The sequence below is a fragment of the Bacillus sp. ISL-57 genome (genome assembly GCF_018613135.1).
GTDB lineage: Bacteria > Bacillota > Bacilli > Bacillales > DSM-1321 > Peribacillus > Peribacillus frigoritolerans.
On sequence record NZ_JAGGQV010000031.1, the window covers coordinates 45,955 to 57,213 of the forward strand.

At 40.5% G+C, this 11,259-nt stretch carries 13 protein-coding genes and 1 rRNA gene; 1 reads left to right on the top strand and 13 read right to left on the bottom strand.

The genetic code is table 11. From position 1 onward, the window contains the following. Positions 1-187 precede the first annotated feature (187 nt). Positions 188-2,149 (bottom strand): methionine--tRNA ligase, encoded by a 1,962-nt coding sequence (gene metG / locus J7I90_RS25175; protein WP_214774374.1) that lies wholly within the window; start codon positions 2,147-2,149, stop codon positions 188-190. A 618-nt stretch (positions 2,150-2,767) separates the two neighbouring features. On the opposite strand from metG, the gene J7I90_RS25180 reads away from it, so the two are divergent. Continuing rightward, the gene (locus tag J7I90_RS25180; RefSeq protein WP_048689982.1) at positions 2,768-3,052 is read left to right on the top strand and encodes a transition state genes transcriptional regulator AbrB; all 285 of its coding nucleotides are present in this window, start codon (positions 2,768-2,770) and stop codon (positions 3,050-3,052) included. Between the two features lie 47 nt (positions 3,053-3,099). On the opposite strand, the gene rsmI is transcribed toward J7I90_RS25180, so the two are convergent. From rsmI to rrf, 12 genes are all read right to left on the bottom strand, one after another. Then, positions 3,100-3,981, bottom strand: coding sequence for a 16S rRNA (cytidine(1402)-2'-O)-methyltransferase (rsmI, locus tag J7I90_RS25185; protein WP_214774376.1), 882 nt, complete (start codon positions 3,979-3,981; stop codon positions 3,100-3,102). Position 3,982: 1 nt separating this feature from the next. Continuing rightward, positions 3,983-4,243, bottom strand: a complete 261-nt coding sequence (locus J7I90_RS25190; protein WP_214774379.1) for a GIY-YIG nuclease family protein — start codon at positions 4,241-4,243, stop codon at positions 3,983-3,985. Continuing rightward, on the bottom strand, positions 4,230-4,973 hold the full coding sequence (locus J7I90_RS25195; protein ID WP_214774381.1) for a tRNA1(Val) (adenine(37)-N6)-methyltransferase: 744 nt from the start codon (positions 4,971-4,973) through the stop codon (positions 4,230-4,232). The genes J7I90_RS25190 and J7I90_RS25195 overlap by 14 nt, the downstream gene beginning before the upstream one ends. Positions 4,974-5,151: 178 nt before the next feature. Next, on the bottom strand, positions 5,152-5,526 hold the full coding sequence (gene yabA, locus J7I90_RS25200; RefSeq protein ID WP_214774383.1) for a DNA replication initiation control protein YabA: 375 nt from the start codon (positions 5,524-5,526) through the stop codon (positions 5,152-5,154). 14 nt (positions 5,527-5,540) lie between these two features. Further along, positions 5,541-6,371, bottom strand: coding sequence for a PSP1 domain-containing protein (locus tag J7I90_RS25205; protein WP_034316366.1), 831 nt, complete (start codon positions 6,369-6,371; stop codon positions 5,541-5,543). A gap of 1 nt (position 6,372) precedes the next feature. Continuing rightward, the gene (gene holB / locus J7I90_RS25210) at positions 6,373-7,377 is read right to left on the bottom strand and encodes a DNA polymerase III subunit delta' (RefSeq protein WP_396020114.1); all 1,005 of its coding nucleotides are present in this window, start codon (positions 7,375-7,377) and stop codon (positions 6,373-6,375) included. Between the two features lie 8 nt (positions 7,378-7,385). Then, a complete protein-coding gene (locus J7I90_RS25215) occupies positions 7,386-7,826 on the bottom strand; it encodes a YaaR family protein (RefSeq protein ID WP_214774385.1) in 441 nt (146 codons plus the stop codon). 24 nt (positions 7,827-7,850) lie between these two features. After that, complete coding sequence (locus J7I90_RS25220; protein WP_034316369.1) at positions 7,851-8,180, bottom strand: cyclic-di-AMP receptor; 330 nt, start codon at positions 8,178-8,180, stop codon at positions 7,851-7,853. Positions 8,181-8,265: 85 nt separating this feature from the next. After that, entirely contained in the window at positions 8,266-8,907 is a 642-nt protein-coding gene (gene tmk, locus J7I90_RS25225; protein ID WP_214774387.1) for a dTMP kinase, read from the bottom strand. 39 nt (positions 8,908-8,946) lie between these two features. Further along, positions 8,947-10,401: an aminotransferase class I/II-fold pyridoxal phosphate-dependent enzyme gene (locus J7I90_RS25230; RefSeq protein ID WP_214774389.1), complete on the bottom strand. Its 1,455-nt coding sequence runs from the start codon at positions 10,399-10,401 to the stop codon at positions 8,947-8,949. Positions 10,402-10,640: 239 nt separating this feature from the next. Next, on the bottom strand, positions 10,641-10,859 hold the full coding sequence (locus J7I90_RS25235) for a sigma factor G inhibitor Gin (protein WP_081088802.1): 219 nt from the start codon (positions 10,857-10,859) through the stop codon (positions 10,641-10,643). Positions 10,860-11,069: 210 nt separating this feature from the next. Beyond that, positions 11,070-11,185, bottom strand: a 5S ribosomal RNA gene (gene rrf, locus J7I90_RS25240). Positions 11,186-11,259: the final 74 nt, after the last annotated feature.

Here is an 11,259-nt window from a genome sequence, read left to right on the forward strand (position 1 = left end):
TATTTTATAAAAAAATGAAAGTTTTATGTTTCACATTTAGGTAACAAACAGATTACAAAGGAGGCTGTATGCCCAGCTAATAAATGTAGAACCAAAAACTAAACCTATATTATGTTACTTTTTCCAAAAGCATAAAGAAAAAAACATAAAAATGTTTCATATGAAACACCTTTATGTTTTCATCCGTTTATTTCACCTTTGAACCATTTGGAATCGATGAATCTATTGTAGCGACTGAGAGCACATCATCCTGGCTTCCCGCCAAAATCATTCCTTGAGAGAGCTCGCCACGAAGTTTAACAGGTTTCAAATTCGTTACGCATATCACTTTTTTGCCTACTAAATCTTCTGGTTTATAGTGCTGGGCAATGCCTGATACGACTTGCCGTTTCTCATAGCCCAAATCAAGCTGAAGTTTAAGAAGCTTATCCGCCTTCTTTACAGGCTCAACTGCCATTACCTGAGCAACACGAAGCTCCACTTTCGTAAAGTCATCAATGGTGATTTCATCAACCTCGGGAATTGTCTCTTCCACTTTTTCCTCGGCCTTAGGCGCATCCCCCTGCATTTGTTCTTTAATATATAAAACTTCCTCTTCCATATCCAAACGAGGGAAAATCGGTTCTCCCTTCAAGACTTGTGTTTCAGCAGGAATTTGACCGAACTCCGCTAAACTGTCCCAGGATTTCAACACATCGTCTTTGATGCTAAGCTGAGCAAAGATCTTTTCAGGTGTTTGCGTCAAGAACGGTTTCAAAAGGATTGCCGTCCTGCGTAATGATTCCGCCAAATGAACCATGACACTGGCAAGGTCTTGTTTCTTTGATTCATCTTTAGCAAGAGTCCATGGCTGGGTCTCATCAATGAATTTATTAGTTCTGCTCACTAGTTGCCAAATGGATGTCAGTGCAACTGAAAATTCCATGTTTTCCATTGCTTCCTCATACTTGCCAACCGTTTCTTGGTTCATTTCAAGCAAAGCTTTTTCGAATTCGCCATTGGATCCTTCGTAATTTGGAATCACACCATCAAAATATTTATTGACCATTGCAACTGTTCGATTTAATAAATTCCCTAAATCATTGGCCAGGTCAAAATTGATCCGTTCCACAAATCCTTCCGGTGTAAATACCCCATCGGAACCAAATGGTACTTCACGCAATAAATAGTAGCGTAAAGAATCCAAACCGTAACGATCGATCAATGTAACGGGATCCACTACATTTCCTTTTGATTTGGACATTTTACCATCTTTCATGAGAAGCCATCCGTGGGCGAAGACTTTCTTTGGAAGCGGCACGTCAAGAGCCATTAACATGATCGGCCAATAAATTGTATGGAAACGAACGATTTCCTTTCCGACCAGATGTACATCTGCCGGCCAATAATTCAAGTATTTAGAATCATTGTCCGTTCCATACCCTAATGCCGTTATATAATTGGTCAAAGCATCAATCCATACATAAATGACATGCTTTGGATCTCCCGGCACCTTGATGCCCCAATCGAAAGTAGTACGCGAAACGGCCAGATCTTCCAATCCAGGCTTGATGAAGTTATTGATCATTTCGTTTTTGCGGGATTCCGGCTGAATGAAATCCGGGTTTTCCTCATAAAACTTAAGTAATCGATCCGCATATTTACTCATCTTAAAGAAATAAGATTCCTCTTTCACCTTTTCAACAGGCCTGCCGCAATCAGGACAGTTTCCATTGCTCTCTTCGACTTGACGTTCCGTGAAGAAAGATTCGCAAGGTGTACAATATAACCCTTCATATTGGTCTAAATATATATCTCCCTGGTCCAATAACCTTTTGAAAATCTTGGCTACGACCTCTTTATGGCGATCTTCCGTCGTCCTGATGAAATCATCATATGAAATATCAAGCTTTTCCCAGAGTTCTTTAATCCCTGATACGATATTATCTACATATTGCTGTGGAGTGATTCCTTCCTCAGCCGCTTTACGCTGGATTTTTTGACCATGTTCATCAGTACCCGTTAAATACATGACATCGAAGCCACGCATCCTTTTATAACGAGCCATGGCATCCCCTGCCACTGTCGTATACGCATGCCCTATATGTAAATTGCCACTCGGATAATATATGGGTGTCGTGATATAGAATGTTTTTAATTTATCTTGCACTTCGTTCCCTCCTCATCATTTGAAAAACCGGCTATGGGACTGGCCCAAGCCATAAGAATATATTTAAGCTATTATCTCTATTTTAACGCTATATACAATTCTGTGCGACTATAATCACTAATCTAATCTTCATGTTAATAGAATAAAAAAATAATAAGTAGACCCAACGTAAAAATAAGGGTACTTCCCTTCTGTCAGCATTACCTCTTACCTCAACAAAATATACCTAAATTTCTTTTTTTGTGCAACAACTCACATATTCGCAAACTTTTTCAGAAAATTATCCTTAATTCAGAACTTTTGTTTTGAAACTAAAATATATTTAATCATATAATAGGGAAGTATGTTTTCATATGCATACTTTGTCGAAATGTGGTGAAGGGAGCAGTTCTTTGTATCCTGCATTTCTTTACTTTTAAAGGCATAACCGATTTTTTCTCTTTAAAAGCCATTTTGTTACACGAAATGGGCCTTGCTATTTCTTACAAAAAAATGAAAATAAATCATTGACGAATTTGGGAATGGCTGGTATTATAAATTTATAAAAAAATTTGTCGAATAATGGCGAAAAAAATAGAAATAGGGTACTAGATTGTAACTGAGAGGAGAATTTTTTAAATGAAATCTACAGGTATTGTTCGTAAAGTTGATGAGTTAGGCCGGGTGGTTATTCCAATCGAACTTCGTCGTACATTGGGTATCGCTGAGAAGGACGCTCTTGAAATCTATGTGGATGATGAGCGCATCATCTTGAAAAAATACAAACCAAACATGACTTGCCAAGTTACAGGTGAAGTTTCCGATAACAACCTTACACTTGCTAATGGTAAATTGATTCTTAGTCGTGAAGGTGCAGAATTACTTATTCAAGAAATTCAACAAAACTTCACTGCTTCTAAATAAATGATAAAAAAAACTTCCGTTCTTCGGAAGTTTTTTTATGCTCATTATTATTTTATATCAATGTGATACGCTTGATATACATCTCGTTTTTGTAGATTGCGATCTTTTGCGACCTGCTTGATTGCGTCCTTTGAAGTGAACTCCTTGGTTTCTATATAATGATTAACATGACCGACGATATCAAGGGCCATCCACCAAGCCTCTTCCGATTCATCCTCCGACCATTGCCCGCCTTCTATTATTAAACAGAACTCACCGCGAATTTCGGATTCCATCGCCCATGTCAAGGCCTCACTCACAGTCCCTCGAATGAACTCTTCAAATTTCTTCGTTAACTCCCGGCATAATACTATACGACGGTCACCTAAAATTTCATGCATATGTTTCAATGTTTCTTTCAATCGATGTGGCGATTCATAAACGATCCAAGTTGATTCCATTTTTTTTAACTTTTCCAGTTCCTGCTTTTTTTCTTTTGTTCCCCTTTGTAGAAAACCATAGAAGTAAAAAGGCTGGGGAACCAGTCCAGATGCGATCAATGCAGTTAATGCAGCATTTGCCCCCGGCAACGGAATGACTTTAAACTGTTCGGCAATGGCATCTTTGACCAGTTCATATCCCGGGTCGGATATCGTCGGCAAGCCAGCATCACTTACCAATGCGATGACCTCTCCAGATCGAAGCCTCTCAAGCATTTGCTTCCCGCTATATTCCTTATTATGTTCATGATAGCTGACGATAGGTGTCGAAATTTCAAAGTAGTTGCATAATTTCTTCGTATTTCGCGTGTCCTCAGCAGCAATGACATCCGCTTCCTTTAAGATTCTTAAAGCCCGGAAACTCATATCCTCAAGGTTTCCTATCGGTGTAGGAACCAGATATAGAGCCGGCTCCAATCCTTCTTTTTCAAAACTCTTTTGCTGCCACATATCATGTATCCTCCTTTGCCATCCACTTTTCCTTTTGTTTTCTTGTTAATTGCTTAAATTTATATTCAGCTTGCATGGCCAATGTCCGTGTTTCGAATATTTCATGATAAATCAGTTCAACCGGTGTCCGGCCACGTGTATACTTAGCGCCCCTGCCTTGATTATGAACCTCAATCCTGCGGTGCAAATCATTGGTATACCCAGCATAAAAACTGCCGTCCCTGCACTTTAAAACATAAAAATAATGCTTATTCCTCTCCATATAGAATCCTTCTAATTTCGGGATTATACTCATTTTGATTATTATATACAACAAGCGGGGGAAGAATCTTCAAATCAGGGTTGCCGTCCTTTATCCCTTCTATAAGAATCGTATTCGCTTCTTTTGAACTCTTAGGATAAACGAATTGCAGTCGCTTCGGTTCAATTCTGTACATCCTCATGAAATGCAGGATATCCATCAGACGGCCCGGTCTATGAACGAATGCGGCTTTCCCACCTTGACGCAGCAATTGGCTTGAAACACGCATGACATCCTCAAGATTACACATGATTTCATGTCGGGCAATTGCAAAGTGCTCATTTTTGTTAATTTCCTCGATGGATGGCGTCGGGAAATAGGGTGGATTGCAAGTAACGACATCATATTTGCTATACCCTATCTGCTTTGGAATCTCTTTTATATCTCCATGAATCATCTCGATTTGGGAGGTCACGCCATTATAGTCCATGCTCCTCTGTGCCATGTCATATAACCGCTCTTGAATTTCAACACCGGTAATTGTCCCTTTTGTTCTTGTACTCAGCAGCAAAGGTATGACCCCATTGCCTGAGCAAAGATCGACGATTTTCCCTTTTTGAATCGGTACATTCACGAACCTTGATAATAAAACGGCATCTAATGAAAAAGAGAACACCGATGGGCTCTGGATGATCCTTAAATTCTCAGCCAATAGATAATCCAGGCGCTCATCTCCATTAAGTTCTACCATTGCTGTTACCCTCCTAATCATGTATGGAAAAAGCATGTTTAGGGACCATGCTTCTAAGTTACTGTCGTACAAAAAGGGGCCTGACTCATAGTATGCGTCAGACCCCGAATCACTATATATTGTAAACCGGTCTATCTATCACGTAAAAGAGATGGAACATCTTTTATATTATCCATTATCACTTCTTGTTTAAAAAAGATAAACAGAACAGGCAATCCCCTTCTTTTCGTAAACTGCCAAAATGCAGATTACAAATATGAAAGCCTTCTTGATAGATACGGGCTAAGTTATCATAGCCTTCCCCGATATCCAAAACCTTTTCCGCACTTGGAGTACGGTTTTTCACTTTTTGTTTGACCTTAACTGCAGCAGGCGCACTTTCGACTTCCACAAGGCCCAAACGATGGCGCAAATGCTCGTTTTCCAGCTTGACCGACTGATTTTCCTCAAGGATTTCAGCTAAGTTCTGCTTCAATTCTCCAAGCTGCTTATATAATTGGCCTATCTGGGTTTCCATATTGGTCACCGAATCAAAAATATTTTTCTTATCCACGCTCTCCCACCACCTTAATAATCTGTGGCTTGAATAGAAACGGCTCCCTCTTTTAGAATCTCATCTAGAGTATACTCTAATACTCTTTCTTGCTCGATTAGTTCAATCTGAAGTACGCGTTCTAGAATATTAAGCCCCACTACCTTGCCTTTGCCACCAGGCGTATTAATCATTTCACCTAAATCAGGAAGCATTTCCTTCGCACTTTCATACTCATCATTTTCATATTTCAGACAGCACATCAATCGACCGCATAAACCTGAGATTTTTGTAGGGTTTAATGATAAATTCTGATCCTTCGCCATTTTGATGGAAACCGGTTCAAAATCTCCAAGAAATGTGGAGCAACAAAGCATTCTGCCACAAGGCCCGATGCCACCAAGCATCTTTGCCTCATCCCTTACCCCGATTTGGCGCAGTTCTATGCGAGTTCTGAATATGGCAGCTAAATCTTTGACTAAATCACGGAAATCCACGCGACCATCCGCTGTAAAATAAAACACGACTTTATTTCTGTCGAAAGTATATGACACATCAACCAGCTTCATATCCAGCTTATGTTCCACAACCTTTTGACAACAAATAGTGTAAGCCTCTTCTGCAGCCGCCTTATTCTCGTCTACAATCAGCTTATCTTTTGCATCAGCGACCCGAAGTACTTTTTTCAATGGCAGGACAACATCGTTTTCATCTACTTGTTTACGGGCAGTAACGACTTTACCGAATTCAACACCGCGGACAGTCTCCACTATTACAAAATCGTCCTTAGGAATTGCGAATTCACCCGGATCGAAGTAGTATATTTTGCCCGCCTTTTTAAAACGGACACCTACAACATCATACAAATCATGATCCCTCCTGCAAATTCAGCACAAGCTGTTCCATCAACAGCTGTGGATTCGTGTTGGACATCAGCTTCCTTTTTGCTTCCAAAATGCAACCCATATGTTCAGCAAGGCGTCTTGGGGAAAGATGAAGAGCGTGAGTTTCAAATTCCTTCAGTTTATTTTGGAACACAACGAAGTCCTTTTTGTCCAACTGAATGTATAATAAATCCTTATATATAAGAAGTAACAAATCAAGACCTCTGTCAACCTGTTCTCTTTCTTTAAAGTGTGTGAACCAATCCGTCTGAAGGTACAGCATTGCCTTCAAGGAATTAAGTTTTAACACTTCATATAATTTTACCACTATTTTTTGAGCTTGTACAAACCATTCATCATGGCTAAGTTCGATTCCAGCTTCCACATTCTGTGTGATGTGGGCAATAACCGAGGCCAGCTGTGGTTCTAACTCCTGTTCTATCAGCTTCCGTTTCACATTCTCCGGAGATAATGGCTTGAACGAAATCACTTGGCACCTTGATAATATAGTCGGCAGAATCCTCTGAAGCTGTTCAGTCATCAATATTGCTACAGTATCAGCCGAAGGTTCTTCTAAAAATTTCAATAGACTGTTGGCTGCCCCCACCGACATTTTGTCAGCATCGGCAATCATATAAACCTTCCGATCTGCCTCTACGCTCTTTTTCGAAAATTCTTCCTGAAGCCCCTTGATTTGCTCTTTCTTTATTGAGAGACCGTCTTTTTCTATCAAATGGACATCTGGATGATTCCCACTTGAAATCCGTTTGCAATTCCGACAAAGTTCGCATGGCTCATAACCTGCTGTCGGGGCTTCACATAGCAAGCTTTTGGAAAAGGCATAGCTTATCTCTTGCTTGCCTGTCCCTTTTTCCCCTTCAAATAAATACGCATGAGCCACCCTGTTCTTCGTTATGCTATTTTGCAGCATCGTCATTACCTGCGGCTGAATTTCACTCATGTCCTGCCATGTTTTATCCAAAACCATCAACTCACTTAAGTATATAAATTAATCAGAAGACCTTTAATCTCGCCAATCATTTCCAATATTTCAAGCGAACTTTTCTCTTTATTAAGAATTTCCTCGCTTAACTCAACTAATTTTGCATCTATCGTTTCCACGGTTTTCAATGGCCGGCTCTGTCCATATTCATTCCAGCTCGTTGATTGCTTCAGTTCCAGTCCATATTCAACCGCTTCTTTAACAAATCGTTTCACCAATGCTTTATATTTTGCCAATTCCCTAAAAGTACGTGACCTTACTAAACGCTGACCCGCCCCTTCGATATCGCCTATCAAACGGTTTAATGTTTGGATTTGCATCTTTTGATCCTGTGTCTGGACCATTTGTTGAAATCTGCCATTTCTGGTTTGAAATTGTTTGGCATCCTGACGCGATTTATCCAGCTTAATAGGGATATCATGGTTGATTTTCATAATGAACCTCCCTAAAACTAACCGTTAAAATTGTAAAAAGTTTTCAACCGGCAGAACAAAAATGGTTGCACCGCCCACTTGAATCTCCACTGGGTAAGGTACATATGACTCGGCATTCCCGCCCATCGGTGAAACCGGTGAAACTAATTGGGATCGTGACTGACAATTCTGTTTGATGATCTGGATGGCTTGGTCAACACGTTCATCCTCTGTTCCAATCATAAAAGTCGTATTACCTGATTTTAAAAACCCGCCAGTGCTGGCTAACTTGGTCGTTCCGAAATTATTTTCCACTAATTGATTCAGCAGGCGATGACTATCCTTGTCTTGAACGACAGCAATGATCATTTTCATTCTCATCATCCTCCGGTTACTCTGAATTTTTACTAACTACATTATATCAAATAGTATTGGTTGAATAATATGGAAACCTATATAATCAGTTTCCCGCTTTCGCTAAAAAATCCAATAAGCTGGCTTTCGTTTCCTCAAAGACTTCTTCTATTGTCCGGCCTGCATCCACGATAATGAAACGTTCTTTCCATCTATTTATAATGAACTGATAACCTTCACAAACTTTTTTATGAAAGTCGAGGGCTTCAAGATCCAGCCGGTTCACTTCCCGTTCCCCATTGGACTGGATGCGTTTCAATCCCTCTTCTGGATCGATATCAAAAAAAAGCGTGGCATCTGGCATCATATCTCCAATTGCAAATTTATTGATATTGTAAACTTCTTCTATATCCAAACCCCTTGCATGACCCTGATAGGCTAACGAGCTATCTATAAACCGGTCACAGAGGACAATTCCCCCTCGTTCCAGCTCAGGCATGACCACTTCCACTAAATGCTGACGTCTTGCTGCTGCGTATAATAAAGCCTCTGTCCTCGAGTCCATGGCTGTATTATCTTTATTAAGGATCACTTCCCTAATTTGCTCCGAAATGGGAACTCCCCCTGGCTCACGGGTTAATAGAACTTGATAGCCTTCTTGTTGCAGAGCCTTGCCAAGCATTTGGGTAATGGTTGTTTTCCCGGCACCCTCAGGCCCTTCCATTGTTATAAAAATACCACGTTTCATCGATGTACCTCCAAGGTTCTTTGTATGTAGTATATCATTTTAACCAGTCTGCCCGCTTTCATAAACGATTAATTCTCCGTTTGAAAGGGAGGAACCACCATGAAACCTTGATCCCATTTCCAGCAGTCTCCTCAAATTGGATATATGTTCAGGAGTAATCATTTCCCCGGACATAATTAAAGGGATGCCCGGCGGATAAGGAATGACCATCTCGGCGGATACCTCTCCGACTGCTTTCCGTAATGCGACAGGTCTTGCTTTGCTATGCTTCATGACGGAGTAGGGCATTTCAAGCCCTGTCATTGACCTTCCATCAGGCCAGAGAACCCGAAGATCTGCTTCCTTATTTCCAGTTCTGTTATGAGTGGCACTTTTTATAGTTTGTATGATTTCATGAAATGGAAAATCGGTACCCCTTTTTAATAAGGGTAAAATCATCAATAAATTATCAGGATCAGCCAACTCCGTAAAAATGCCTTCAGCTTCACATAGCTGCTGTAACTCAAACCCGCTCAAACCATTTGTTGATTGAATGACCACTTTCAACGGGTCCGCCGCAGTACCTAGTGGCGCCTCCAGCACCCTTACTGTTTCCAGGGCACCTAATTCGCCTCTGAAATCTAATATCTTTTCAATAAGGTAACTTTTATCTTCTGATGTAAAAGCGGCTAAGAAGGCCCTGGCCAAGTCAAGCGATCCCATAATTGGGTAAGATGGACTGCTCGACTGAAGCATTTGTAAATAGAATGCTACTTGATCGACATCAACTAAGGATGAATTCACATGAAGAAATGACCCCATCGTCATGGCCGGCAGTGTTTTATGCGCTGAATGGACAACGGCGTCTGCCCCTGCCAAAATAGCCGACTTTGGAAACGGACTTCCTAACTTAAAATGAGCGCCATGTGCCTCGTCCACCAGCACAGGGATCCCTTTTTGATGTGCGAGTCTTACCATTTCCGTCAAGTCTTCACCAATTCCATAATAATTAGGATAGGTAACAATGATGGCTTTTGCATCTGGATGTAAACTCAAGGCTTCTTCAATTAAATTTGATCCCACACCGCCGGCAATGCCCCATTTCTCATAATAATCCGGTTGCAAAAAAATCGGTTGTACATTCGCTAACATCAATCCATGTAAAATTGATTTATGGCAGTTTCTTTGGACAAGGACTTTATCACCTTCCCGGCAGGCAGCAAGAATCATGGCAATGTTGCCTACTGTTGACCCATTAACGAGAAAATAACTTCGCTTTACCCCATATAGATCAGCAAGTAGTTGCTCGGACTTTAGAATGACCCCCGCTGGAGCATGCAGGTCATCTAAACCGCTTATTTCCGTGGCATCAATACCAAGCAGGGGGTTGTATAAGGCTTGGCCCTTTTTATTAAACACCCATCCATTTTTATGCCCTGGGACATGCAGGGATATGGAGCTTTTTTTATGAAAAGCACTCATTGCATCGAACAATGGTGTCTGTGATTGATTCATTTTTCTCTTCCCTCATATCATAGTATTTTTTCATTTTATCAAATAAGTACAATTTTATCTCATATTGCGTCGACAGAAAGGCAATTATGGATCTCTGAACAGTCTGTTTGGAGGGAACTTACAGAAACATAGGAGCATGTTGCCAAGCATTCTTCTAAAGTACCAAAAAAAGAATCAGAGACTAAAGAAACACACATTTCTTTTATCTCTGATTCTTTAACTTTCCACAAACTATTTTTTCATGATAATATTTCAGGATTAGTGATTTTTCTTAATTTCTTTAAGTAATATTGGTACTTGGGATCGTTCGTATCCGTCCCGATCATATCCCTTTCGCATTCCTCACAAATAAAAGTCGTATATAGATGTATACCCATTCCTTTAACTTGTTCACAAACCGCGCACGTTTCCCCTGCCGTTGTTTTGGTTGTTGTTGTCCCCAACATCTCCACCTCCATACCTGCATTCTCCCCAAAAACCATTGTTCGCATACATTGATTTAAATAGTTTAAGAGAACCCGGGGATGCTTTTAACAATGTATGATGAAGAATTTCAATACGTGTATGTCTTCATAAAAGTTTCCATAATTGATAATCCCTTTATATCCAATGATTTTTCTTTGCATTAAGCAAAAAAAGACCAGCCGGATGGCTGATCTTTTCAAATGGCTTGGCGGCGTCCTACTCTCACAGGGGGAAACCCCCAACTACCATCGGCGCTGAAGAGCTTAACTGCCGTGTTCGGAATGGGAACGGGTGTGGCCTCTTCGCTATCGCCACCAAACATAAAAGGAACGTTGTTCCTTCAAAACTAGATAATAAGAAGGTATTTCATTTTTTAAAAAGCGTTGGTTAAGT